The 24,735-nt window shown below is 61.3% G+C and carries 28 protein-coding genes; 15 read left to right on the top strand and 13 right to left on the bottom strand.

The genetic code is table 11. The features are described 5' to 3' along the window. Positions 1-12: 12 nt before the first annotated feature. Together PI739_RS10025 and PI739_RS10020 are read right to left on the bottom strand one after the other, a co-directional pair. On the bottom strand, positions 13-405 hold the full coding sequence (locus PI739_RS10025) for a RidA family protein (RefSeq protein WP_271351792.1): 393 nt from the start codon (positions 403-405) through the stop codon (positions 13-15). Further along, positions 395-1,531: a DSD1 family PLP-dependent enzyme gene (locus PI739_RS10020; protein ID WP_054081580.1), complete on the bottom strand. Its 1,137-nt coding sequence runs from the start codon at positions 1,529-1,531 to the stop codon at positions 395-397. The genes PI739_RS10025 and PI739_RS10020 overlap by 11 nt, the downstream gene beginning before the upstream one ends. Positions 1,532-1,627: 96 nt before the next feature. Between PI739_RS10020 and PI739_RS10015 the strand changes: the two genes are divergently transcribed. Both PI739_RS10015 and recR read left to right on the top strand, forming a co-directional pair. Next, the gene (locus tag PI739_RS10015) at positions 1,628-2,512 is read left to right on the top strand and encodes a LysR family transcriptional regulator (RefSeq protein ID WP_003370269.1); all 885 of its coding nucleotides are present in this window, start codon (positions 1,628-1,630) and stop codon (positions 2,510-2,512) included. Between the two features lie 110 nt (positions 2,513-2,622). Next, positions 2,623-3,225 (top strand): recombination mediator RecR, encoded by a 603-nt coding sequence (recR, locus tag PI739_RS10010; RefSeq protein WP_003370271.1) that lies wholly within the window; start codon positions 2,623-2,625, stop codon positions 3,223-3,225. A gap of 21 nt (positions 3,226-3,246) precedes the next feature. Here recR and PI739_RS10005 read toward each other — a convergent pair whose 3' ends face one another. Beyond that, entirely contained in the window at positions 3,247-3,570 is a 324-nt protein-coding gene (locus PI739_RS10005; RefSeq protein WP_003370273.1) for an EscU/YscU/HrcU family type III secretion system export apparatus switch protein, read from the bottom strand. Next, the gene (fliK, locus tag PI739_RS10000; RefSeq protein ID WP_271351791.1) at positions 3,570-5,195 is read right to left on the bottom strand and encodes a flagellar hook-length control protein FliK; all 1,626 of its coding nucleotides are present in this window, start codon (positions 5,193-5,195) and stop codon (positions 3,570-3,572) included. The genes PI739_RS10005 and fliK overlap by 1 nt, the downstream gene beginning before the upstream one ends. A gap of 189 nt (positions 5,196-5,384) precedes the next feature. Between fliK and ccmA the strand changes: the two genes are divergently transcribed. Genes ccmA through PI739_RS09950 form a run of 10 tightly spaced genes read left to right on the top strand, consistent with a single transcriptional unit; the run spans position 5,385 to position 12,772 of the window. Further along, positions 5,385-6,026 (top strand): cytochrome c biogenesis heme-transporting ATPase CcmA, encoded by a 642-nt coding sequence (gene ccmA, locus PI739_RS09995; protein ID WP_032609920.1) that lies wholly within the window; start codon positions 5,385-5,387, stop codon positions 6,024-6,026. Continuing rightward, positions 6,023-6,694, top strand: coding sequence for a heme exporter protein CcmB (gene ccmB, locus PI739_RS09990; protein WP_003370279.1), 672 nt, complete (start codon positions 6,023-6,025; stop codon positions 6,692-6,694). The genes ccmA and ccmB overlap by 4 nt, the downstream gene beginning before the upstream one ends. Before the next feature lie 54 nt (positions 6,695-6,748). Then, positions 6,749-7,552, top strand: coding sequence for a heme ABC transporter permease (locus PI739_RS09985; RefSeq protein ID WP_248695708.1), 804 nt, complete (start codon positions 6,749-6,751; stop codon positions 7,550-7,552). Further along, a complete protein-coding gene (gene ccmD, locus PI739_RS09980; protein ID WP_003370283.1) occupies positions 7,549-7,725 on the top strand; it encodes a heme exporter protein CcmD in 177 nt (58 codons plus the stop codon). Before PI739_RS09985 ends, ccmD begins: the two co-directional genes overlap by 4 nt. Further along, complete coding sequence (gene ccmE, locus PI739_RS09975; RefSeq protein WP_003370285.1) at positions 7,722-8,189, top strand: cytochrome c maturation protein CcmE; 468 nt, start codon at positions 7,722-7,724, stop codon at positions 8,187-8,189. The genes ccmD and ccmE overlap by 4 nt, the downstream gene beginning before the upstream one ends. Before the next feature lie 3 nt (positions 8,190-8,192). Further along, positions 8,193-10,166 (top strand): heme lyase CcmF/NrfE family subunit, encoded by a 1,974-nt coding sequence (locus tag PI739_RS09970; RefSeq protein ID WP_099266293.1) that lies wholly within the window; start codon positions 8,193-8,195, stop codon positions 10,164-10,166. Further along, entirely contained in the window at positions 10,163-10,699 is a 537-nt protein-coding gene (locus PI739_RS09965) for a DsbE family thiol:disulfide interchange protein (protein ID WP_187810170.1), read from the top strand. The genes PI739_RS09970 and PI739_RS09965 overlap by 4 nt, the downstream gene beginning before the upstream one ends. After that, entirely contained in the window at positions 10,696-11,163 is a 468-nt protein-coding gene (locus tag PI739_RS09960; protein WP_187810171.1) for a cytochrome c-type biogenesis protein, read from the top strand. The genes PI739_RS09965 and PI739_RS09960 overlap by 4 nt, the downstream gene beginning before the upstream one ends. After that, on the top strand, positions 11,160-12,353 hold the full coding sequence (gene ccmI, locus PI739_RS09955) for a c-type cytochrome biogenesis protein CcmI (protein WP_103736387.1): 1,194 nt from the start codon (positions 11,160-11,162) through the stop codon (positions 12,351-12,353). The genes PI739_RS09960 and ccmI overlap by 4 nt, the downstream gene beginning before the upstream one ends. Positions 12,354-12,364: 11 nt before the next feature. Continuing rightward, positions 12,365-12,772, top strand: coding sequence for a hypothetical protein (locus PI739_RS09950; protein ID WP_103736386.1), 408 nt, complete (start codon positions 12,365-12,367; stop codon positions 12,770-12,772). A 59-nt stretch (positions 12,773-12,831) separates the two neighbouring features. Here the strand turns inward: PI739_RS09950 and PI739_RS09945 are convergent, their stop codons facing one another. Together PI739_RS09945 and PI739_RS09940 are read right to left on the bottom strand one after the other, a co-directional pair. After that, complete coding sequence (locus PI739_RS09945; RefSeq protein WP_003436204.1) at positions 12,832-13,830, bottom strand: sulfate ABC transporter substrate-binding protein; 999 nt, start codon at positions 13,828-13,830, stop codon at positions 12,832-12,834. Between the two features lie 103 nt (positions 13,831-13,933). After that, positions 13,934-14,767, bottom strand: a complete 834-nt coding sequence (locus PI739_RS09940; RefSeq protein WP_054081586.1) for an ion transporter — start codon at positions 14,765-14,767, stop codon at positions 13,934-13,936. 234 nt (positions 14,768-15,001) lie between these two features. On the opposite strand from PI739_RS09940, the gene PI739_RS09935 reads away from it, so the two are divergent. Next, positions 15,002-15,544 carry a GNAT family N-acetyltransferase gene (locus tag PI739_RS09935; protein ID WP_060708011.1) on the top strand — a complete coding sequence of 181 codons (543 nt, stop codon included), beginning with the start codon at positions 15,002-15,004 and terminating at the stop codon, positions 15,542-15,544. Between the two features lie 20 nt (positions 15,545-15,564). On the opposite strand, the gene PI739_RS09930 is transcribed toward PI739_RS09935, so the two are convergent. Genes PI739_RS09930 through PI739_RS09910 form a run of 5 tightly spaced genes read right to left on the bottom strand, consistent with a single transcriptional unit; the run spans position 15,565 to position 20,618 of the window. Continuing rightward, positions 15,565-16,998 carry an efflux transporter outer membrane subunit gene (locus PI739_RS09930; RefSeq protein ID WP_003370304.1) on the bottom strand — a complete coding sequence of 478 codons (1,434 nt, stop codon included), beginning with the start codon at positions 16,996-16,998 and terminating at the stop codon, positions 15,565-15,567. Continuing rightward, positions 16,995-17,879 carry an efflux RND transporter periplasmic adaptor subunit gene (locus PI739_RS09925; protein ID WP_003344172.1) on the bottom strand — a complete coding sequence of 295 codons (885 nt, stop codon included), beginning with the start codon at positions 17,877-17,879 and terminating at the stop codon, positions 16,995-16,997. The genes PI739_RS09930 and PI739_RS09925 overlap by 4 nt, the downstream gene beginning before the upstream one ends. Further along, entirely contained in the window at positions 17,876-18,085 is a 210-nt protein-coding gene (locus PI739_RS09920) for a DUF1656 domain-containing protein (RefSeq protein ID WP_003315925.1), read from the bottom strand. The genes PI739_RS09925 and PI739_RS09920 overlap by 4 nt, the downstream gene beginning before the upstream one ends. After that, a complete protein-coding gene (locus tag PI739_RS09915) occupies positions 18,082-20,169 on the bottom strand; it encodes an FUSC family protein (RefSeq protein WP_044308509.1) in 2,088 nt (695 codons plus the stop codon). Before PI739_RS09915 ends, PI739_RS09920 begins: the two co-directional genes overlap by 4 nt. Continuing rightward, positions 20,166-20,618: a MarR family winged helix-turn-helix transcriptional regulator gene (locus PI739_RS09910; RefSeq protein ID WP_003417773.1), complete on the bottom strand. Its 453-nt coding sequence runs from the start codon at positions 20,616-20,618 to the stop codon at positions 20,166-20,168. The genes PI739_RS09915 and PI739_RS09910 overlap by 4 nt, the downstream gene beginning before the upstream one ends. A gap of 535 nt (positions 20,619-21,153) precedes the next feature. Between PI739_RS09910 and PI739_RS09905 the strand changes: the two genes are divergently transcribed. Continuing rightward, positions 21,154-21,822: a polysaccharide lyase family 7 protein gene (locus tag PI739_RS09905; RefSeq protein ID WP_011268396.1), complete on the top strand. Its 669-nt coding sequence runs from the start codon at positions 21,154-21,156 to the stop codon at positions 21,820-21,822. A 19-nt stretch (positions 21,823-21,841) separates the two neighbouring features. Here PI739_RS09905 and PI739_RS09900 read toward each other — a convergent pair whose 3' ends face one another. Continuing rightward, entirely contained in the window at positions 21,842-23,230 is a 1,389-nt protein-coding gene (locus tag PI739_RS09900) for a heavy metal sensor histidine kinase (RefSeq protein WP_271351790.1), read from the bottom strand. Beyond that, entirely contained in the window at positions 23,209-23,898 is a 690-nt protein-coding gene (locus PI739_RS09895) for a heavy metal response regulator transcription factor (RefSeq protein ID WP_002554192.1), read from the bottom strand. The genes PI739_RS09900 and PI739_RS09895 overlap by 22 nt, the downstream gene beginning before the upstream one ends. A 170-nt stretch (positions 23,899-24,068) precedes the next feature. Here PI739_RS09895 and PI739_RS09890 point away from each other — a divergent pair, with 170 nt between their 5' ends. After that, on the top strand, positions 24,069-24,674 hold the full coding sequence (locus PI739_RS09890) for a hypothetical protein (RefSeq protein WP_002554191.1): 606 nt from the start codon (positions 24,069-24,071) through the stop codon (positions 24,672-24,674). The last annotated feature ends 61 nt before the right edge of the window (positions 24,675-24,735 follow it).

The raw sequence follows: 24,735 nt of genomic DNA, 5'->3' as shown, positions 1-24,735 counted from the left end.
TCCCGATAGTGTTCATCGTACGGTTCGCGCCAGGGCCTCGATCTCGATCAGATAGCCGTGGTGCAATTCTGGAACCGGCACCACGGCGCGGGCCGGGCGATGGTCGCCCAGATAGCCTGCATAAATGCGATCGAAGGCCTGCCAGTGCTGGATGCCTGCGATGTAAATGGTCACTTTCAGCAGGTCATCGGTCGTGCATCCTGCTGCCTCAAGAATGGCAGCCAGGTTGTCCAGCGCAATAACGGCCTGCACCTCGAATGGCTCGTCGACGCTGTGGCTGCCGTCAGCGCGCACCGGCAATTGTCCGGAAACATGCAGCGTGCCCTGATGCAGCATCGCCTGCGAATAATGCCCACCGGGTGCGGCGGCCAGGGACGTACTGATCGGTTTCATCTCACCAGCCATGCAGGCGACTCCAGGTATGGATTGCGCCTTCGCTGTCGCAGGCGTGGTAGTCCGGGAATTGTGCGCCGGTGGCGCAGGCGTGATTGGGCAGAATGCGCAGTCGGCTGCCAATGGGAAAACGCTTGCTGATGTCGGTCTCGCTGCCCGTAGCGAGCGTGATGATGCCGTGCTCCTGATTGGCACCGGTGACCCGTGCACCGTCGATCCACTCGCCGCTTTCGCTGCACACCTGGCCGTAGCCGAAATCCTCGCGCTGGCGCTGAGTGCCACGGTCGCGGCTCATGGCCATCCAGCCCGCGTCAACGATGATCCAGCCCTTGTCCTGCTGGTGGCCGATGACCGTGGTCAACACGCTCAGGGCCAGCTCATCTGCCTGGCATACGCCGATGTTGTGCATCACCAGGTCGAAGAACACATACACGCCGGCGCGAACTTCGGTCACGCCGTGCAGGCTCTGCGCCGACAGGGCCGTCGGTGTCGAACCAATGCTGACGTCCGCACAGGGCAGTCCTGCTTGACGAATCCGCTCGGCGGCGCTGACGCAGAGCCGGCGCTCCTGTTCGGCGAGGGCTTGCAGGGCTGCGGGGGTGTCGAGGTCATAACTGGACCCGGCATGGGTCATTACCCCACGCAGTTGCATGCCACCGTCGACCAGCGTGCGCGCGACCTCGACGAGCGATGCATCGTCGACGGTCAGGCCGGAACGATGACCGTCGCAATCGATTTCAATCCAGACGTCGAAACGTTCGTCATGCGCCTGGCCGAAGACCACAATCGCCCGGGCAGCCGCCACGCTGTCGGTCAGGAGGCTCAGGCGGCAGCCCTTGCGCCGCAGTCTGAGTGCCTGCTCCAGCTTGCCGGGCGCAATGGCCACGGCATAGAACACATCGTCGATGCCCTCGGCAAAGCAGTGTTCGGCCTCCTTTAATGTCGATACCGTGACGCCGCTGGCGCCCGCTGCAATCTGCGCCTGAATGACCGGCAGGCATTTGCTGGTCTTGACGTGTGGGCGCAAGCGCACGCCCAGTTCATTCATGCGTTGTTGCATGCGCTGGATGTTGTGCTGCATGCGCGACACATCGAGCAGCGCGACAGGCGTATCGAGAGAGGACAGGGAGGCTGACATGGAAAGCGCTCATGTGGCTGGGTACGGCAGCCACTCTACGCAGCGATGATGAAGCTGTGGTTCAATGCGTGATCATCAATCATTAAGCTGAAGTGAATGATAGCCATCGAAGACCTGCGTTTGGCCGTGACCCTGTCGCGCTGCGAATCGCTCAGTGCTGCCGCCAGAATCCTCAACGTCTCGCCGCCGGCGTTGTCGATGCGCTTGCGCAAACTGGAGGCGCAACTGGGCATCACCCTGGCCAATCGCGACGCCAGACGCCTGAGTCTGACCGCTGATGGCGAGCGTTTCGCACGCGAAAGCGCACAGTTGCTGGAGCAATTGGAGGCGCTCCCGGAGTCCTTTAAGCAGCGTGACGAACGGCTGGTGGGTACGCTGCGCCTGGCAGCGCCATTCGGTTATGGGCGCCAGCGCATTGCGCCGCTGCTGGCGCGCTTCGCCAGGCTGCACCCGCAGTTGTGTCTGCAGTTGGACCTGCGCGAAACACCTTGGCCGGACCGTCATGACAGCGATGCGGTGATACACATCGGTAGCCTCAATGACAGCCAGTGGATCGCCAGACCGCTGGCGCAGAACCATCGCTGGCTATGCGCCAGCCCGGCATATATCGAGCAACATGGTGTGCCCTCGACGCCCGAACAGCTGGCTGCCCATCGCTGCATCTGTATTCGCGAAAACGATGAAGACGTCACCCTCTGGCACCTGAGCAAGGGCCAGACCAAAAAGACCCTGCGCATCGAGCCCGCGCTGCTCAGCAACGACGGTTCGGTCGCCCGGCGCTGGGCCGAGCAGGGGCTGGGCATCGTGTTGCGCTCGCAGTGGGACGTCAGCGACGCCATTGCCAGCGGCAGGCTGGTAAGGGTGCTCGCCGATTGGCAACTGGCCAGTGCGCCGATCAACCTGCTGGTGCCTGTACGCAAGCATCGCAGCGCACGGGTGCAGGCGCTGACCGAGTTTCTCGAGACAGCTCTGAAAGCCTGATTCGGCAAAGCAACGGCACGCTGTTGGTCGCAGGGTTGAATACCTTAATTGACGCTCACGGCAACGCGCGGGTATAAACCGCGTCTTGTGTTTTTGTCGGATTTTTCTCCATGAGCTTCAGCCCCCTGATTCGCCAGTTGATCGATGCCTTCCGCGTGCTGCCGGGCGTCGGTCAGAAAACCGCTCAGCGCATGGCGTTGCAGTTGCTGGAGCGTGACCGCAGCGGCGGTTCGCGGCTGGCGCAGGCACTGGGGCAGGCGATGGACGGCGTGGGTCACTGCCGCTCGTGCCGCACGCTGACCGAAGAGGAACTCTGCCCGCAATGTGCAGATACGCGTCGTGATGACACGTTGTTGTGCGTGGTTGAAGGCCCGACGGATGTCTATGCGGTGGAGCAGACCGGCTACCGCGGTCGTTACTTCGTGCTCAAGGGCCATCTGTCGCCACTCGACGGCCTGGGGCCGGAGGCCATCGGCATTCCGCAGTTGATGGAACGCATCAGTCAGCAGGGCACCTTCACCGAAGTGATTCTCGCGACCAATCCGACCGTGGAAGGCGAAGCGACGGCGCATTACATCGCCCAGTTGCTCCATGACAAGGGCCTGGTCGCGTCGCGCATCGCCCACGGCGTTCCGCTGGGTGGCGAGCTGGACCTGGTCGACGGCGGTACCCTGGCGCACTCGTTTGCAGGGCGCAAGCCGATTTCGATGTGATACCGGCCAGCGCTTCTGCTATCAGTAGCGCGGTGTAATATCGCGCTCGACAGGTGGCGCGTCCGGGTCCTGACCTGCCGGAAACTTGCCTTTCAGGTGCCAGGCGAACGCGATGATTTCGGCAATCGTGCGGTACAGCGGCTCGGGAATGCTGTCGCCCAGCTCCATGCGTGCCAGCAGCTTGACCAGTTCGGCATTCTCGTAGATGGGCACTTCGTATTCGCGAGCAATGGCCAGAATCGCCTCGGCCAACTGGTCGTCGCCCTTGGCGCTGAGCGTCGGAGCATGCTGGCCGTCATAGCTGAGGGCGATAGCCTGGCGCGGAGTGTGGTCGGGTAGGCTCATCAGGCGTTCTCGTCGATCCAGCGTTGTTCGAGCGCGGTACGCGGACCGCTTGGCGGTGTGCCGTGACTGCAGGCCAGTTCGCCCACTGCCAGGCCGCAGGCTATCAGCCGTTCGCGCAGATACCCCAGCTCATGTTCGATCAATGCCGCGCTGTCGGGGCGCTCGGCCCACAGCTGGCTGGACAGCGTGCCCCGCAGTAACTGTGCATGCACCTGCAAGGGGCCCAACGGCTCGAGGTCGAACGCCAGATCGACTTTCCAGAGCTTTTCCCGGGTGTCCTTGATCTCGCCATCATCACGGTCTTCGGCGGCTTCCTGATCCGGCGTGTCTTCGCGCTGCACCTTGACCTGCAAGGGCACGATGTCGTGGGCGTTGCGCATTGGCACTTCCAGTTGCCAGGTGGTCACCTGGGTGCCGTCGGCGTTGGTACGTGTCTGCTCCAGACCGCCCAGTTGATGGCTTTGCAGGCGTGATACGGCAGCCGCAGCGAGCTTGAGGAGGATTTCCAGATCGTCCTCCTTCTCGCCTCCGCTGACCGTGCGCGATGGCAGCGGAAAAATGCTTGGCTGAGTGCGTGCCGCGACCAGGCCCAGGGTGCCCAGCGCATTGCGGATTGCATTGGGCATTGTGCGCGCCAGGGTATTGGACGCCGCAGCTGCGCCATAGGACGTGTTATCCGGCAGGCCGGGAAGGATCTGGGCGATCAGGCGCATCAGATTGGCTTTCATGTCCGGCATGTGCGCCGGGTTCAATCCGGCCAGCAGCTTGGCTTCCAGAAATACACCGCTGGCGTTGAGCGCCTGGGCGACGCCTTTGGGCGTGGTCATCTGCTCAACGTCGGGCAGGTCGGCAAGTAACTGGTTGATACTGGCCTGCAGCGGCGCGCTGATGGCCGGGCTGGTACTGGTCGGGCTGCCGGACTGCAGGTTTTGCAGGGCGTTGATCAGAGTGTCCAGCGAGCCTTGGCGATTTTGCTGTGCGGACAGTTGCTGCGCCACGGCCAGTTGGTCGAAACGACCGGGCAGGGCAACGAAGTTGAGTGCCTGATTGCCTTGTACCTGAGCGCTCAAGAGGCTGCCGACCGTCAGCGGCTGCGGGCTCTCGATGGTCAGGCTGAAACCCGCCAGCGCTGTGTTGAGCAGCATCACGATGGACCGGTAGGTGGGCGTCGCAGCGGCCGGGTTCTGGCCGGCCAGTTGATTGACTCCCTGAGCGATCACCTGGCTGGTCATGACTTTGCCCTGCAGCAACGTGCCGACCGGTAATTGTCGGGTATCGATGCTGGTCATCGAGTTTTTCAGCGCGCCGTTGAGCTGCTGCAGCGTCAAGGTCAGCTCGTTGGCCGACGCCTGCGCCACTTGCAGCAGGCTGCCGGGCGTGAACGGGACGCTGCTGGTGACCGGTAAATTGGTCAGGCTGCCGTTGGCGAGCACCAGTCGCAACAACAGCTGGAAGTTCTGGTTGACCTGCTTGAGGGTCAGCACTTCGGCGTTGACGGTCTCGCCTTCGGGGATCAGATTTTCCGCCGATTGCAGCATGGTCAGCACTTGCGCCGGGGAGATGCCGTTGCGCAGCAGTGTCATGGTGGCGTTTGTTGCCGGAACGCTGGTGATGTCGCCTGTCATTGAACTATCGACCCGAGGAAATTGCCCCTTTGATAACAGGACTCGCATGTATAATACCGGCCGAAACCGGACCAGCCGCCATTAACTTCTCTTCATGTAACGGCCGTATCAACCCCGACTTGAACCGCGTTTTACTCCGTATGTGTCTGTTTTGGCACATTTCGCGACGCAAAGCACTGGAAACGCTCGATGATCCCAGCCACCCCATTTTTGCAAGCGACGGCTCTGGCGTGTGAGCGGGACGGGCGGATGCTGTTCGAAAACCTCGATCTTCAGTTGCACACAGGCGACATGTTGCAGATCAGCGGTCCCAACGGCTGCGGCAAGACCAGCCTGCTGCGCCTGCTGTGCGGGTTGATGCAGCCAACGGTCGGGCAGGTAGTGCTCGACGCGCAGCCAGTGGGTCGTGAGCCCGCGGCACCGGGCAGCAAGCTGTTGTGGATCGGTCATGCGCCAGCGCTCAAGGATGTGCTGACGCCGCTGGAAAACCTGTCCTGGCTCAGTGCACTGCACCAGCCAGCCGATGCCGACGCCATAGCCACCGCCCTCGATGCGGTCGGTCTGGCAGGTTTCGAGGACGTGCCCTGTCACACCTTGTCGGCCGGGCAGCAGCGTCGCGTCGCGCTGGCGCGTCTGTATCTGCCGGGTCCGCCACTCTGGCTGCTCGACGAGCCGTTTACCGCGCTCGACCGCCAAGGCATCGAGCAACTGGAAAACCACCTTGCCGGGCACTGTGAACAGGGCGGCATGATTGTCATGACCACCCACCACAGCCTGAGCCGGGTGCCTGCGGGCTATCGGGACCTCGACCTGGGGCAGTGGTCAGCATGAGCAATGTGTTTGTCCTGCTGATGCTCCGTGAGGTGCGGCTGCTGGCGAGGCGTCCCGCAGAGCTAGCTAACCCACTGGTGTTCTTCGCGATCGTGGTCGCCCTGTTTCCGCTGGCGCTGGGACCGCAGACGCAATTGTTGCAAACCTTGTCGCCGGGGCTGGTCTGGGTGGCGGCGCTGCTGGCCGTGCTGCTGTCGCTGGACGGGCTGTTGCGCAGTGATTTCGAGGACGGCTCGCTGGAGCAGTGGGTCCTTTCGCCGCACCCGCTGGCCCTTCTGGTGCTGATCAAAGTGCTGGCACACTGGGTTTTTTCCGGGCTGGCACTGGTACTGTTGTCACCCTTGCTGGCCTTGATGCTCGGCCTGCCGGTGCAGTGCCTGCCGGTGTTGATGGTTTCGCTGCTGCTGGGCACACCGGTGCTCAGCCTGCTGGGGGCATTGGGGGCGGCATTGACCGTGGGGTTGAAGCGTGGCGGCCTGCTGCTGGCATTGTTGATACTGCCGCTGTATATCCCGGTGCTGATTCTGGGCAGCGGTGCGTTGCAGGCCGCGTTGCAGGGCATGCCGACGACCGGCTATCTGTTGTGGCTGGGCAGCCTGGCGGCGCTGGCGATCACCCTGACACCCTTTGCGATAGCCGCTGGCCTGAAGATCAGCATCGGCGAATAATTGTGGTTCCGGGATCGAGACTTCGATGCCGTTCAATACCCTGGATGTACCCTGATGAAAAGCAACGCCATGAAAAGCAGCATCGGTTGGGCCTGGCTGCACACGCTCGGCTCACCGAAAGGGTTTTATCGCGTCAGCGCACGCCTGCTGCCCTGGTTGAGTGTTGCCGCCGTGCTGTTGCTGGTCATCGGCATGGTCTGGGGCCTGGCGTTCGCGCCGCCGGATTACCAGCAGGGCAACAGCTTCCGGATCATTTATATCCACGTACCTGCCGCGATGCTCGCCCAGTCCTGTTACGTCATGCTGGCCGTGTGCGGGCTGGTCGGGCTGGTCTGGAGAATCAAGCTGGCCGATGTCGCACTGCACTGCGCTGCACCTGTTGGCGCGTGGATGACCGCGCTGGCGCTGGCGACCGGCGCGATCTGGGGCAAGCCCACCTGGGGAGCATGGTGGGTCTGGGACGCGCGACTGACCTCGATGCTGATTCTGCTGTTCCTGTATTTCGGCCTGATCGCGCTGGGCAATGCCATCAGTAACCGCGACAGCGCCGCCAAGGCCTGCGCGGTGCTGGCCATCGTCGGTGTGGTGAACATTCCGATCATCAAGTATTCGGTCGAGTGGTGGAACACCCTGCACCAGGGTTCGACGTTCAGCCTCACCGAGAAGCCCGCCATGCCGGCTGAAATGTGGCTACCGCTGCTGTTCACCACGCTGGGTTTCTACTGCTTGTTCGGCGTGCTGTTGATGATGCGCATGCGTCTTGAAGTATTGCGTCGCGAAGCGCGCACGCAATGGGTCAAGGCCGAGATACTGCGCAGCCTGGGTCACTCAACCGCGCAGTCGGAGAACACGCTTTGAGTTTTGCATCGTTCAGCGACTTTCTTGCCATGGGCCGCCACGGCGTGTTTGTCTGGTCGGCCTACGGTCTGTGCCTTGTGGTACTGCTGGTCAACGTGGCGCTGCCGCTATGGGCACGGCAGCGGTTTATGAAACAGCAGGCGCGTCGCCTGAAGCGGGAGAATCGCCCGTGAACCCGTTGCGCAAAAAACGCTTGTTGATCATTGTCGCGCTGCTGGCCGGTGTCGGTCTGGCCGTGACCCTGGCCCTCAGCGCTTTGCAGGAAAACATCAACCTGTTCTACACCCCCAGCCAGATCGCCAATGGCGAGGCACCGCTGGATACGCGCATTCGGGCTGGCGGCATGGTCGAAAAGGGCTCATTGCAGCGCTCGGCCGATTCGCTGGACGTGCGTTTTGTGGTCACCGATTTCAACAAGTCGGTGACCATCACCTACCGAGGCATTCTTCCTGATCTGTTTCGTGAAGGGCAGGGCATCGTGGCGCTGGGCAAACTCAATGCACAGGGCGTAGTGGTGGCTGATGAAGTACTGGCCAAGCATGACGAGAAATACATGCCCCCCGAGGTCACCAAGGCGCTGCGTGACAGCGGTCAGGCGGCACCGGCTGCGTCTTCCACACCCGTCAAACAGGGTTGACCGATGATTCCCGAACTCGGCCAGCTGGCCATGATTCTGGCATTCTGCTTTGCGCTGGTGCAGGCCATCATTCCGCTGATCGGCGCATGGCGCGGTGATCGCTTGTGGATGAGCCTTGCCCGTCCGGCAGCCTGGGGCCAGTTCAGCTTTCTGATCTTCGCCTTCGGTTGTCTGACCTACGCGTTCATGGTTGACGACTTCTCAGTCGCCTACGTTGCACAGAACTCCAACACCGCGCTGCCCTGGTACTACAAATTCAGCGCCGTGTGGGGTGCGCATGAAGGTTCGCTGCTGCTCTGGGCGTTGATTCTTGGTGGCTGGACCTTCGCCGTGTCGGTGTTTTCCCGGCAACTGCCACAGGTGATGCTGGCGCGGGTCCTCGCCGTGATGGGCATGATCAGCCTGGGTTTTCTGTCGTTTCTGATCCTCACCTCCAACCCGTTCGCGCGTCTGTTGCCGCAGATGCCTGCCAACGGACGTGATCTGAACCCGCTGTTGCAGGACATTGGCCTTATCGTGCATCCGCCGATGCTGTACATGGGCTATGTCGGCTTCTCCGTGGCCTTTGCGTTCGCCATCGCTGCCTTGCTCGGCGGCCGACTCGACGCCGCCTGGGCGCGTTGGTCCAGGCCGTGGACGCTGGTGGCCTGGGCCTTTCTCGGCATCGGCATCAGCCTTGGCTCGTGGTGGGCGTATTACGAACTGGGCTGGGGCGGCTGGTGGTTCTGGGACCCTGTGGAAAACGCCTCGTTCATGCCCTGGCTGGTGGGCACTGCGCTGATTCACTCGCTGGCGGTCACGGAAAAACGTGGCGTGTTCAAGAGCTGGACGGTATTGCTGGCCATTGCTGCGTTTTCTCTGAGCCTGCTGGGCACTTTCCTGGTCCGTTCCGGAGTGCTGACCTCCGTTCACGCCTTTGCCTCGGACCCGGCGCGCGGCGTGTTCATCCTGATGTTTTTGCTGTTCGTGGTCGGCGGTTCGCTGACCCTGTTTGCGATTCGCGCACCGGTGGTCAAAAGCCACGTCGGGTTCGGTCTGTGGTCGCGGGAAACCCTGCTGCTGGGCAATAACCTGTTGCTGGTGGTTGCCGCGTCCATGATTCTGCTGGGCACCCTTTATCCGCTGGTGATCGATGCCATGAGCGGCGCCAAGATGTCGGTCGGCCCGCCTTACTTCAACACGCTGTTCGTGCCGTTGATGGGCCTGTTGCTGGCGGTCATGGCGGTCGGTGTACTGGTGCGCTGGAAGGACACACCACTGAAATGGCTGCTCGGCATGCTGGCCCCGGTACTGCTCGGCAGCGTCGTTCTGGCAGTGCTGGCCGGTCTGCTGCTGGACGATTTCCAGTGGGCGGTGCTGGCCGCTCTGATGCTTGCCGCCTGGGTGCTGCTGGCCGGGGTTCGCGACCTGTTCGACAAGACCCGCCACAGGGGGCTGCTCAGTGGCGCACGCAGTCTGACCCGCAGCTACTGGGGCATGCAGCTGGCGCACCTTGGCATTGTCGTGTGCGCGCTGGGCGTGGTGCTGTCGAGCCAGAACAGCGCCGAGCGCGATTTGCGCATGGCCCCCGGCGAATCCACCGAACTGGGTGGGTATACCTTTGTCTTCGAGGGCGCCCGGCATTATGAAGGGCCGAACTTCACCTCGGATCGGGGCACCGTTCGCGTGTTACGCAACGGCGTTCAACTGACCGAACTGCACCCGGAGAAACGCCTCTACACCGTGCAGCAATCGATGATGACCGAGGCGGGCATTGATGCCGGTTTCAGTCGCGACCTGTATGTCGCCCTGGGTGAACCGCTGGGCGATGGTGCGTGGGCTGTTCGGGTTCATGTCAAACCGTTTGTGCGCTGGATCTGGCTTGGCGGCCTGCTGACCGGTCTGGGTGGGGTGCTGGCGGCGCTCGATCGGCGTTATCGCATCCGGGTCAAGAACAAGGTGCGCGAGGCGTTGGGTCTGTCGGGAGCTGCACAATGAAACGCTGGTTCATGGTACTGCCACTGGTGCTGTTTCTGGGCGTGGCGGCGTTGTTGTATCGCGGTTTGTATCTGGACCCCGCCGAGCTGCCCTCGGCACTTATCGGCAAGCCTTTTCCGGCATTCTCGCTGCCGGCGGTGCAGGGCGAGCGGATGTTGAGCCGTGCCGATCTGCTCGGCAAACCTGCGCTGGTCAACGTCTGGGGCACCTGGTGCGTGGCCTGCCGGGTGGAGCATCCTGTCCTGACCCGGCTGGCGCAGCAGGGCGTGCTGATCTACGGCGTGAATTACAAGGACGTCAACGCGGACGCGCTGAAATGGCTCAAGGAATTCCATGATCCGTATCGGTTGAATATTCGTGACCAGGAGGGCTCTCTGGGGCTCGACCTGGGGGTGTACGGCGCGCCGGAAACCTTCCTGATCGATGCTCAAGGCGTCATCCGTTACAAACACGTCGGGGTCATCGACGATGCGGTGTGGCGCGAAAAGCTTGCCGCGCGTTATCAGCAACTGGTCGATGAGGCGCGGCCATGAAGCGCTGTCTGTTGATCGTCCTGCTCGGCATGCTGTGTTCCGGTATTGCTCACGCGGCCATCGACGCTTATGCCTTTCGCGACGACGCCGAGCGCGCGCGCTACAGCGAACTGACCAGAGAACTGCGCTGCCCGAAATGCCAGAACCAGGACATCGCCGACTCCAATGCGCCGATTGCCGCCGATTTGCGCAAGGAAATCTACCGCATGCTGGGCGAAGGGCAGAGCAATCAGCAGATCATCGATTTCATGGTCGATCGCTATGGCGATTTCGTTCGCTACAAACCGAGCCTGACTGCGCGTACCTGGCTGCTGTGGTTCGGGCCGGCCTGCCTGCTGGTCGGCGGGCTTGTGGTGATCGGGCTTATCGTTGGCCGCCGCAAGGCACAATCCGCACAGGCCGACGGACTCTCCGAAGATGAGCGGCAGCGTCTTGCCACCTTGCTGGATGAGCACCGCCCATGATCGATTTCTGGATGGCAACCGGGCTGTTGCTGCTGGTCGCGCTGAGCTTTTTGCTGTTTCCGCTGCTGCGCGGCCATCGCGCGCAACGGGAAGAAGACCGCACGGCTCTGAACGTGGCGTTGTATCAGGAGCGACTGAGCGAGTTACAGGTTCAGCACGAGCAGGGCGTGTTGTTGGCGACGCAATTGCAGGCTGCACGTGCCGAAGCAGCGCGCGAGCTGCTCGCCGACACCGAAGGCGCAGAGCCTGCCCGGACATCGCGTCTGGGCAAGCCCTTGCTGGTGCTGGCTGCGGTGCTGGTCCCGGTGTTGGGACTGGCGGGCTATCTTCAACTGGGTGCCAGTGACCGGGTTGAATTGAGTCGCGAATTCGCTCGACCACCGACCTCGCTGGCAGACATGACCCAGCGCCTTGAGCGCAGCGTGCAGGCTCAGCCGGATTCCGCCGAAAACCTCTATTTTCTGGCGCGCAGCTATATGGCGCAGAACCGCCCCGGTGATGCCGCGCAGATGTTCGAGCGCTCGGTGGCGCTGGCCGGAAGGCAGCCCGAGTTGCTCGGGCAATGGGCTCAGGCGCTGTATTTCGCCCGCGACAAGCACTTCACGCCACAGGTGCAGGCGCTGACCGACGAAGCGCTGCAGGCTGACCCCAGGGAAGTTACCAGCCTTGGCCTGCTCGGGATTGCCGCGTTCGAAACACAGCGCTATCAGGCGGCCGTGGATTATTGGACCCGGTTACTTGCCGCACTGCCCGCAGATGACGCATCGCGTTCGGCACTGGAAGGCGGCATTGCCCGCGCCAGAGATAACCTTGCCAAACGCGCTGCAGACGCGGCGCCGGCAGTGAAGGCGAAGTCGATAAAAATTCATGTCGAGCTGGCTCCCGGGCTTCAAGGCAAAGTAAGGCCGAGCGACAGCGTGTTCATCTTCGCCCGCGCCATCAATGGCCCGGCGGCACCTCTGGCGGTCAAACGCATTACCGTGGCGGACTTGCCTGCCGACGTGGAACTGAGCGATGCCGATGCGATGATGCCGCAACTGAACCTGTCGAACTTCGCGCAAGTCCAACTGGTTGCGCGAGTGTCTCGCGCGGGGCAGCCAACCACCGGTGAGTGGGTCGGCCGCAGTCAGCCTCTGGCCAGTGATACTGCGGCGCAGCAGGCATTGACCATCGACAGTCCGGATAACTAGAGAAATCGCTTATGTACCGTACCGCACGCATCACCTTGTTGGGTCTGGTCGTTGGCCTGAGTGCCTGTGCTGTCCAGCATCCGGCACCGCCTCACAGCCAGGATCCGATTCTTAACCTGCCGGGTGGCCAACAGCCCGGCGCGCCGCGTCCGAGTACCGCACCTTCGGAGCCTGTCAAGGCACCTGCCGCAGCACCGAAGACTTCGGCCAGCTTCGCGCCGCCACCGGGTGGCGGCAGCCATTGGGACCCGCGCCTGGGCGTGTACGTGATGGACGATCAGCCCAACACTTTCTATCGCCAGCGCACCTATTACCAGTGGAATGACGGCTGGAGCTGGGCAACCAGCCCCAACGGTCCGTGGCAGGCGACCGATGTCAGTGGTGTACCGGCAGGGCTGGGCAAACAGTTCAGTAAATGATTCAGGCTTCAATAAAAACGGCGACCTCGAAGGTCGCCGTTTTGCATTGCCTGAGCGGCTTATTTACCCGGATAGATCTGGTCGAACACCCCACCATCGATGAAATGGGTCTTCTGCACCGTGCGCCAGTCACCGAAGGTTTTCTCCACCGAGAGGAAGTCCACTTTCGGGAAGCGATCGGTGTACTTGGCCAGCACCGCCGGATCACGTGGGCGCAGGTAGTTTTTGGCAGCGATTTCCTGGCCTTCCGGGGACCACAGGTAGTTGAGGTATTCCTCAGCCAGGAGGCGGGAGCCTTTCTTGTCCACGACCTTGTCGACCACACTCACCGGTGGCTCGGCTTCTGCCGACACGGAGGGATAAACCACTTCGAACTGATCGCGACCGAATTCGCGGGCGATCATTTCCGCTTCATTCTCGAAGGTGACCAGCACGTCGCCGATCTGGTTGGTCATGAACGTCGTGGTCGCGCCACGGCCGCCGGTATCAAGCACCGGCACATGGCTGAACAGATCACCGACGAATTTCTTCGCCGCCGCTTCATCGCCACCTTTTTTCAGGGTGTAACCCCATGCCGAGAGGTAGGTGTAGCGACCGTTGCCCGAGGTTTTCGGGTTGGGCACGATGACTTCCACGCCATCCTTGATCAGGTCCGGCCAGTCTTTGAGGGCCTTCGGATTGCCCTTGCGCACAATGAACACCGTGGCCGACGTGAAGGGCGCGCTGTGGTTCGGCAGGCGGCTGACCCAGTCTTTCGGCACCAGCTCGCCGTTGTCGGCCAAGGCGTTGATGTCGGTGGCCATGTTCATGGTGATCACGTCAGCCGGCAGCCCGTCGATGACCGAGCGCGCCTGCTTGCTCGACCCGCCGAAGGACATCTGCACGGTCACATCTTCATTCTTCTCGGCTTTCCAGTGTTTCTGGAAGGCGCTGTTGTAGTCCTTGTAGAAATCACGCATCACGTCATAAGAGACGTTGAGCAGCGTTGGAGCTGCCTGGGCAGCGCTGGCAAAAGCCAGGCCGGCGGCCAGTAGCGAGGCGGCGAAGAGTTTATTCACTGCAGGGTCCTTGAGATGAAGAGTGGTGTGACAAGCCTGATGGCGTAATGCCGCGACACTATCAGCATCGCGCCTGCGGTTTAAAGACCGAAAAGATCTTTGCTTATGCCTTGTGCTCGGTTTTTTTGAACAATTGATTGCCACATCTTGAGCAGAACGCCGCGCCATGCTCGTGAAGGTTTTTCGAGCACACGGGGCAGTCGTGTTTCAGTTGCTCGCCGCGCATGGCATTGGCCAGCTCGGCGGTGAATATCCCGGTAGGCACGGCGATGATTGAGTAGCCGGTAATCATCACCAGCGAAGAGAGCATCTGGCCGAGCGGGGTCTTGGGCACGATATCGCCAAAGCCCACCGTCGTCAGGGTCACGATAGCCCAGTAAATGCCCTTGGGAATACTGGTGAAGCCATGCTCTGGGCCTTCGATCACGTACATCAGCGTGCCGAACACCGTGACCAGTGTAGACACGGTGACCAGAAACACGATGATCTTCTGCTTGCTGCCACGCAGCGCCGCCAGCAAATAGTTGGCCTGGCGCAGGTAGGTGCCGAGCTTGAGCACCCTGAAGATCCGCAGCATACGGATGATCCGCACGATCAGCAGGTATTGCGCATCGCTGTAATAGATCGACAGCACGCCGGGCACGATGGCCAGCAGGTCCACCAGCCCGTAGAAACTGAATGCGTACTTCAGCGGCCGTGGCGAGCAATAGAGGCGCAGGATGTATTCGATGGCGAACATCAGCGTAAAGCCCCATTCGACCCATGCGAAAAGCATCGCGTAATCACGATGAATACTCTCGATGCTGTCGATGATAGTGACCAGCAGACTGAGCAGAATCGCGACCAGCACCGCCTTGTCAAACATCCGCCCGGCAGGCGTATTGGCCTCGAAAATAACAATATGCAACCGCTCGCGGCGGCTGAGAGAGCTGTCCATGGTGCTTCCCGAATTAAAGATCGGGTGAGCCTAGGAGCATGGATCGGCAAGTGCAAGCACACAAGCGAGCTTGCTCGCGAAGAGGTCGTTACAGCCGCGTAAAGGTGACCTGAGCCGACCCCCAATCCACCTGATATCGCAGAACCGCCGTGTGACGCAGTGCATCACGAACTACATTCCCACGCTGGAGCGTGTGAACGATAATCCGGGTAGTGACTGACACGGGGAGTAAACATGCAGTATGCAGGCGAAGGCTTTTCTCTCAGGATATTGGCATTTGATGATGCCGAGCTGATCAGCCGTTATGAAAACACCCATCGCCAGCATCTGCAGCCCTGGGAACCGCTAAGGGACGATGACTATTTCATCCTCGAAAACACCCGATCAAGGGTCCAGCAGCAATGGGAAAGCATGCAGACCGGCAGCGCGGTCTTTTTCCTCATAACAGCTCCGGGCGGCGAATTGCTGGGACGCTGCAGCTACACCAACATCGTGAGAGGCGCTTTCCAGGCCTGCAACCTCGGCTTCTCACTGGCAGAAACCGCTCAGGGGCAGGGCTTGATGAAAAGATCGCTGGAAGTCACCAATCGCTACTGTTTCGAACAGATGGGGCTGCATCGAATTATGGCCAGCCACATGCCAGCCAATGTACGCAGCGAGCGACTTCTGCAATCACTCGGCTTCGAAAAGGAAGGGCAAGCGCGCGCCTACCTGAAAATTGCCGGTGTCTGGGAAGACCATGTCCTCAGAGCACTGATCAATCCGAACCACGCCTGATGGCGTGGCGAACGCGCATCCTACTGCTGCGCCACGTCATCCTTCTCCCAGCCGCCGCCGAGAGCCAGAAACAGATTGATCTGCCCCATCGCCACCTGCGTGTTGGCCTCTGCCATCTGCGCGCGTACGTCGGTGTAAGTGCGCGTGGCTTGCAGGTCGGCGAGGAACGAGGCGCGCCCGGCCTGATAGAAGCGGTGCGTCTGGTCAGCCGCTTCTTTGGCAGATTGCTCGGCTTCTCTGAGGGCGTCGCGGCGGTCGAGCAGGGCGGTGTATTGCGCCAGGCCGGTCTGGGTTTCACGGATGGCGTTGAGCACCACACCATCAAAGCGCGCAAGGGCCGCCTGCGCCGAGGCTTCGGCTTGATGGATGCGGGCGCGCGAGCCATTTGAAGGGATGGTCCAGTTCAGCAGCGGGCCGAAGCCCCAGCGATTGGCCGCCGGTTTGCCGAGGTTCTCGATCAGGCCGGTGGTGCCAATGCTCGCGCCGATGCTGATGTCCGGATACAACTCGCCGGTGGCAACGCCGATCTCGGCAGTCGACATCGCCAGATGGCGTTCAGCCTGACGCACATCCGGGCGGCGTTTGAGCAGTGCTGCGCCGTCGCCCACAGGAATGACCTGCGCAATCTGCGGCAACTGGTTGCAGGCGCTTACCCCGGCGGGCAGTTGCTCGACAGGTTTGGCCAGCAACATCGACAGGCGAAACATCGCGGCCTGACGGCGCGCTTCGTAACGGGGCATTTCGGCGCGCAATGACTTGAACTGCGTCTGCGAACGAGTGACCTGGGTTTCATCGCCACGCCCGGCATCGCGCAGGCGCTGGTTGAGGGTCACGCTCTGTTGTTGCAGGTCCAGCGATTCGCGGGCGATATCGAGCTCTTCGTTGGCGGCACAAATCTGCGTGTAGGCGCGCACCACATCGGCGACCACTGTGATACGTGCCGTATCCACCGCCGCCTGATTGGCATCGACATTGGCCTGCGCCGCCTCGATGCCACGCTGCAAGGTGCCGAACAGATCGAACTGGTACGAAGTGGTCAGACCCACGTCGCCGACATTGGCCACCGGCACCTTGTCGGTCAGCAGAAACGCCTCGCCGGACTCCTGCACGCGCTGAGCGCCGATCTTCGCGCCGTTGGTAAAGCCGCCAGCCGCCTCGGCTTCCGAGGTCTGATAGCGAGCACGCTGCAGGTTGGCGGCGGCGATGCGCAGGTCGGTATTGGAAGCGATGGCCTGGCGCACCAGCTCATCCAGCCGCGCATCCTGATACAGACGCCACCAGTGCGCCGGCACCGGGGCGGAAACCGTGTTGACCGAGCGGCCCGCCAGTTCACCCTGCAGGTCCGGACGGTTGATCGCGCCCTCCTTGGGCAACCGGTAATCCGGGCCGACCATCTGGCAGGCCGACAGCAAGGCGGTAAAGCCGAGCGCGGCCACGCGTAAAGCACGTTTCATCGGCTGCGCTCCTGCGTGTCGTCGATGATCGACACCGTCGCGGTACGTCCGGCAATCATGCGGAAGTCGGCGGGCACGTCATCGAAGGCGATCCGCACTGGAATCCGCTGCGCCAGACGCACCCAGCTGAAAGCCGGGTTGACGTTGGGCAGCAGGTTCGAGCCACTGCTGCGGTCGCGGTCTTCGATACCGGCAACGATGCTCACCACATGGCCGGTCAGCCGCGCGTTGTCGCCGATGACGCGGATGTCGACGCCCTGGCCGACATGGATGCCATCGAGCTTGGTTTCCTCGAAATAGCCGTCGATGTGGAACGACGTCGAATCAACCACCGAAAGCACTGGACGCCCGGCAGTGACGAACTCATGTTCGCGGGGCGCGCGGTCGTTGAGGTAGCCGTCCACCGGGCTGCGTATCACCGAGCGATCCAGGTTCAACTGCGCGGCGTCCACTGCAACCTTTGATTCGCCCAGTGCGGAAAGGGCTCGGGCTTCGCGTGACTGGCTTTCTTCCAGTTGTTCGCGGGCGACCAGATTGCCCAGGCCACGGTTACGTTTGTTCTCACGGCGTGCCTGCTCCCAGGTTTCCTGACGTTCGGCGACCGTCGCCTGCGCCTGGCGCAGTGCCAGACGGAAGCGGTCCTGATCGATGGTGAACAGGACCTGGCCCTTGTGCACGGGCTGGTTGTCAGTGACTTCGACCTTCTGGATCAGCCCGGAGACGTCCGGTGCGATTTGCACGATGTCGGCGCGGATATGCCCGTCGCGCGTCCACGGTGCATACATGTAATACATCACCATGCGCCATACGACCACGGCGGCCAGGGTGACAACCAGCAGGGTCAGGACCACGCGGCCCAGTGTCAGTATCGGTTTTTTCATGTCATCAGGTATCGACTTAGAGTATCCACGGCGCCGAGCAACAAAGCGTATAGACCTACGTTGAACAAAGCCCGGTGCCAGACCAGACGGTAGAAGTGGGCACGCGACAGCACCGCATGCACGACAAGAAACAGCAGATAGGCGATGCCCATCATCGCCAGAAACGTGGGGATGAAGATCCCGCTGATATCCAGATCACCGATCACAGGGGCGCTCCATCGATGTTATGCGGCAGTTGTTCGGTCAGTTCCCCGCCCACGGTGACGATCTCGACCCCCGGCAGCAGCGCCAGGCGCAGGCCGCTGAGAGCATGCAGCAGGTGCAGTCGGGCCGGGTTGTCGCCCATCTCCTGATCGGTCAGTGAACGGCGTGCGCGGTCCATGGCCATCAGCAGGCCTCTGGGCGCGGGCAGTCGTTCACCGGCCTTGCGGCACTGTTTGAAATAGCCGCTGACTTCGTCGATCACCTGACGCAGCAATACCTGAGCCGCAGGCGTGGCGCGGCGGGTGTAGGCCAGCAGGTCGAGCATGTTCAGCGCGACGCGCAGCTCACGCAGGGCAATCCCGGTGTCCTGAGCGGTGAGCGTCAGGCGCGGCAATTGCTGCATCAGGCGGTCGAGCATTTGCACGCCCATGCGCCGGTGTTCGGCCAGAGAAGCGTTTTCACTGAGGCTGGCGATGTCACGCCAGCTGAAACGGGTCAGACGCTTGACGGCCAGTTCGACGCCGAACGGGCGGAACACCAGGGTCCAGATGAAGGCGAACAACAGCCCGGCAGGACCCGCCAGGTTGGAGTTGAGGAAGTTCATGAAGTCCGCGTCATAAGCGCTCTGGATGCTGATGAACGACGAGGTGTTGACGATGGTCAGCAGCGTGCCGAGAAAGAAGCGCGGTTGCACGGTCAGGGTACCGACGCAAATGAACGGCACGGAAAAGGCCAGCACCAGCATCGGGAAGTCATGCAGGTTGGGCAGCACCACGAACAGGTACAGGCTGGCGAACACTACCGAGAGCAGGGTCCAGAAGAAGAACCGGTAGATTTGCGGAGCAGGGTCGTCCATGGCAGCGAAGAAGCTGCACGACACCGCTGCCAGTGCCACGGCACTTGCGCCGTCTTTCCAGCCGAGCAGAATCCATAACACCGACGCAGCAATGATCGCCAGTACTGTCGAAGTCACCGAATAGAGCATCAGGCCGCGGTCGAGAAACGGGGTCAACCGGCCCAGGCGCCAGTGGCGATAGACCGCGCGCCACTGTGACTGATCGTCGGTCTTGATCGCGTATTGCAGGGTTCGGCAATCCAGCCACAGGTCGATCCACTCACCCAGCCTGAACAGCGTATTGGATAGCAGGAGTTGATCGCGATCGTCCAGTTGCGCGGAATCTGGTTGCAGGCTCTGCAAGTCGCGGTGCAACTGTTGCCATCCTTCCAACTGCGGCGCGTCGGCAGTGCTTTCGAGCCAGTCACAAGCCTTTTGCAACAAGGGCTTGATGCTGGCCAGCAGCTCGGGCGTGCGCCGCTCCAGCGCCCACAGCGCGTCATCCAGCGCATCGATGACCGGCAAGAGGTGGATCATCCGGCCGCGCAGTTCATTGGCGTTGCGCACGGTTTGCTTACGGGCGCCTTCGTGGCTCAACTGGCCGATCATCATTTCCAGCGAGTTGAAGCTGCCGACCATCGAATTGCGCAGCGTGCCGATTTCTTCGGGCTGACAGGTACGGCTGATAAAGCGCTGACTGTAGGTCGCGGCATCACTGAACCATTTCTCCGTGGTGGCCTGAAACACAGGTGCCAGGCGCCTGGGCCAGAACATCGCACCTACGACGGCGGCGCAGATGATGCCGAGAAAAATCTCTTCGGTACGCGACACCGCGATGTCGAACACAGCCTGCGGGTTGTCGACCACCGGCAGCGAAATCAGCGGCATGGTGTAGCCGGCCAACATCAGGGCGTAGCTGTTGGCGGTGCGCAAGTGCAGGGACAGAAACAACAGGGTCCCGGTCCACAGCCCGACCACGATGGCCAGCAACAAGGGCGTTTGTACGAACATCGGCACCAGCAGCACCGACGCCGCTGCACCGGCCAACGTCCCGGCCGCTCTGTACAGCGCCTTGGAGCTGGTCGGGCCGACGAAGGGGCTGGAGACGATGTACACCGTGGCCATCGCCCAGTAGGGGCGGGGCATTTCCATCAACAATGCGATGTACAGCGCCAGCATCGACGCGCCGAAGGTGCGCACACCGTAGAACCAGTCACGTGCCGGCGGAACGCTGGAGAAAAATCCGTTCAAGCCTGGCCCCCGTGTTCGCGCTGCGCCGCATCAGCAAAGGCCTGTAACACACGCAAGGTGGCCTCCAGATCGGCAGGCTGCAGACCTTGCAGCACTTCGGCGCGCAAGCGGGTCAGCTCGGCTTCGATGGCGCAGGCCAGTGCGCGACCTTTGCGAGTCAGGCTCAAGGCCTTGGCGCGGCGGTCATTCGGGTCTTCAGTGCGGCAAACGATATCGGCCTTGCACAACTGGTCGAGCAGACGCACCAGCGTCGGGCTCTCCATGCCAGCCGCCTGGGCGACTTTCACCTGATGTGCGCCATCGCCCAGACGCGCAATGGCCAGCAACGGACCTGCGCAGGCTTCGGAAATGCCATAGGTCACCAGCGTGTTCTGGCAGATGCGTCGCCATTGGCGAGACGCGGCCACCAGGCCACTGCTGATTGTCCGATGCAGGGATTCGACAGACATGGAAACACCAGGAATTTAGTTAGGAGCGATATTGTTAGCAGGGAGATAAATAGCTTGCTAACTAATATCCCGTAACAACTGCTTACAGTCAACCCGAAGCCGCCCGGCGGAGGCGCTTTTTTAACCCGGCGAAAGCATATTTCGAGGCGGTGTAGCGTTGATGAAGGGGCGCCTTTGTCAGTTTCAAGTGCCATAAGTTCATTTTTCATGAAGATAATTGCTACCGTCTGTCGGTAATTTGCGGCTTTTTGCGCTGTATCGGCCTCGATACATTCAAAAAAATGACGCGCTTCGCAAAACACTTCTTCACGTTAATCAACGCTTACAGCTTGGTGGTGGCACATAGCCTCATCGCAACAATTGATATCGTAATGATGTCATTGGCTATATTTAGACGTTTTGTTGACGCCAAAGCATTGTCGATGCTGTTTAAAAAATAAACGATTCAGCCGATAGTCTGGATGACCAAACGGGCCAGCACACCCGTTCCAGAGCCATTCAGTTGGTGCGCGATGCGCACCTTGCGAGCTACGCCATGATCGACCTTGCTACCTGGAATCTCTCCGTCCCTGTCGGAAGCCCTGCGACCATCATCGAAACCCCCAAATTGGTAAAGGGCTATCGGGATGGCTATTTCCAGTCCGGGGATACGCTGTTCTTCTGGGCACCGGTGACGGGTTCAACCACCGAAAACGCCAAGTACCCGCGTTCCGAATTGCGCGAGACGACGTCGGACGGAAGAGTCTTCAACTGGGCCTACTCCAGTGCCGACAACTTTCTGCGCGCGACCCTGGAAGTCGATCAGGTGCCTTCCAGCGGCAAGATCGTGATCGGTCAGATTCACTGCTACCAGAGCACCGAACCGCTGCTGAAGGTGGAGTATCAGTACAAGGAGAAGCTGCAGACCGGCAATATCGTCGCCAAGTTTCGCCGTACGCCGGACTCGGAAATCGAGGTCATCAACATCGCTCAGGGTGTGCCGCTCAATAAGCAGTTCAACTACACCATCAACCTGTCGCCGTCTGGCGATCTGACGGTGAATGCCTTCGACGCAGTCTGGTACGCCAAGCTGGATTCAGCCTGGGCCAGCAAACTGTTCTATTTCAAGGCAGGGGTCTACACCCAGGACAACACCGGCTACACCACGGAAGGCGGCTCGGCCACGTTCTACAAGCTGGCCATTGCCCACGAGAAAAAGAATTGATCCTTTCGCGCCGCAGGCTTCAGGCCGCCGGGAATATCAGACTGAAGCAGATTCTGCCGACGGCGGGTTGAGCGACTTCGACCCGACCGCCGTGCAGTTGCATGATTGCCGCGACGATCGCCAGCCCCAGGCCGTTGGAATCCGAACGCTCATGGCGTGAGGCATCACCGCGATAGAAACGATCGAACAAGCGTGCGAGGGTGGCTTCCGGCAGCACCGGTCCACGGTTCTCCACATCGATCTTCCAGTGCCCGTCCACAGCCGTCACCTGCATCAGAATCTCGCTGTCTTCATCGGCGTAGCGGATCGCATTGGCGACCAGATTGCTCAATGCACGCCGTAGCAAAATCGGATCGGCCTGCAACGTACCTTGTCCGTGGGGGCTCAGGGTCAGGTTGCGTTCTTCGGCCAGCCCTTCGAAATAGCCGGCAACCCGTTGCAGTTCATCATGCAGATCCAGCGATTGACGCTCCAGAGCGGCCTGGGCTTCGTCCGCCCGTGCCAGAAACAGGATGCTTTCCACCAGCCGCGAGATGCGCTCCAGCTCTTCCAGATTGGAGGCCAGCAGCGCCTGATATTCATCGGCGCTGCGGTTCTGGCGCAAGGCAACCTGACAATGGCCCATCAGCGAACCGACCGGTGTGCGGATTTCGTGGGCCAGATCGGCAGAGAACTGCATCAGGCGTCGGTAGCCATCGTCCAGACGGTCAAGCATGGCGTTGAAGGCGTCGCTCAATTGTTGCAGCTCGACGGGCGTATCACGGCTGTCGAGGCGTTTGTGCAGGCTGGCCGGGGTGATTGCGGCGGCATGGGCAGCCATTCTTCGCAGTGGACGCAAGCCGCGACGCAGCAGTACATAACCCAGGGCTGCGGTGATCAGAAACGCCAGGGCCACGGCTATATAGATGCGCTGACGGAAGCTGGCGAGCATGGCCATTTCCTTGACCATCAGGTGCGCTGCCTGCAAACGTACTTCGACACCGTTGGACATAACCTGTACGGCAGCAGCGCGCAACGGCACGCCTTGCAGGCTCATGCCGCTGCGCAGGTCATCGACACGCAGCGGTTGGTCCTGCGCCACGGTCGGCAGTTCCGGCAAGGGCGCGTGCTGCGGGTTGACGGAGATAACCGGTGACTTGCCCGGCTCGCCGATGATGAAGATGTCTTCTTCGCTGTCGAGCATGTTCTCGAACAGCTGCGGGCTGCCCTTGAGGTTGTCCATGGTCAGGTCATAGCGCAGCAGCTTGCGAAAGTGGTCCAGTCGCGCGAGCACGGCATGGTCACTGCGTTGCATCACTGTTGCTTCGATTGACTGATACAGATACAGGCCGGCACCGCTGACGGTGAGCATCGCCACCAGAGCAAATGCCAGGGTCGAGCGCAGGGTCAGGGAAGGCTGGCGTCGCATGGCCGTACCTCGCACACATAACCAATGCCGCGCACGGTGTGGATGAGCTTGACCGGGTAGGGCAGGTCGACCTTGCTGCGCAGACGCTTGATGGCGACGTCGACGACATTGGTGTCGCTGTCGAAATTCATGTCCCAGACTTCCGAGGCAATCTGTGCCCTGGACAGTACGTCGCCTTCGCGGCGCAATAACAGGTGCAGCAGGGCGAACTCCTTGTTGGTCAGCACGATAACCTGTTGCTGACGCGTCACCCGGCGGCGCAACAGGTCCAGTTCCAGATCGGCGAGATGAAAATGGTCCGCCTCGCGCACCACGCCCCGGCGCAGGATGGTGCGGATGCGCAGCAGCAGTTCAGTGAAGGAAAATGGCTTGACCAGATAATCGTCGGCGCCCAGTTCCAGGCCGCGAATCCGGTCCTGCAACTGGTCGCGCGCGGTGAGAAACAGCACCGGCACGTCCTGCCGGGCGCGCAGTACTTCGATGATTTGCCAGCCGTCGATGCCTGGCAGCATCACGTCCAGCACGATCAGGTCGTAGCGGTTTTCCAGCGCCAGGTGCAGGCCGTCGGCCCCGTGCTGGGTCCAGTCCACCTTGTAGCCGGACTCACCCAGACCCTTCTTCAGGTACTCGCCGGTTTTGGTGTCGTCTTCAATCAGCAGGATATGCATCGTTTTGTCCGCTACGCTTTTGCCTGCACCCATGGTGCGCCGATGCCGGAGTCTAACCAGTTGCCGACAAGGTGTCCGGCGAATGACAAAAATGTCATTGCCCGGTCATTCTGCGGTGCCGGTAACGGTGCAAGGATGGGTTTCAGATATCAACTGCCAAGGAAGTACCGATGAAGACTGCACTCTCTACTACGTTCGGCCTGCTGTTGCTCAGCGCTGCTGTCATGACTCAGGCTGCTGACATGAAGGTGGTTAAACCGATGCGCGGGACCGTCGACAGCGTCAGCGCCGACACCCTCGATTTCACCACCCGCTCGGGTCAGCACGAAAGTATCAAGCTGACTGACAAGACCGGTATTCGTCTTGTGTCCGAAGCTGACTTCAAGCAAATCAAAGGCGACAGTTTTGTCGGTTCGGCTGCCATCCCGCAGGCGGACGGCACACTGAAAGCGCTGGAAGTGACCGTTTTTGAAGCCAGCCTCAAAGGCAGCGGCGAAGGCCACTATGGCTGGGAAAACGCTGATGGCAGCACCGGCACCATGACCAATGGCACCGTTGGCACGTTGGCTGGCACCGATGGCCGCACGCTGACCGTCAAATACGAGGGTGGCGAGAAGAAGCTGGTGGTGCCGCAGGATGTGCCTATCGCCTACGTCGAGCCAGGCAAGGTTGATCAGTTGACCAAGGGCGCCAAGGTCGTGGTGTTCCCGGCTGACGACGGCAAGTCTGCCCGTGGTGTGGCAGTCGGCAAGGACGGGTTTACCCCGCCGATGTAATCACCGCCAGGGCTGTCAGGGGCGCAAGGCTGCCCCTGGCAGCCTTTTCCATGCCTGATCA

The organism is Pseudomonas cerasi (assembly GCF_027983475.1).
Taxonomy (GTDB): Bacteria; Pseudomonadota; Gammaproteobacteria; order Pseudomonadales; family Pseudomonadaceae; genus Aquipseudomonas; species Aquipseudomonas cerasi.
This window is presented reverse-complemented; position numbering and strand designations above follow the sequence as displayed.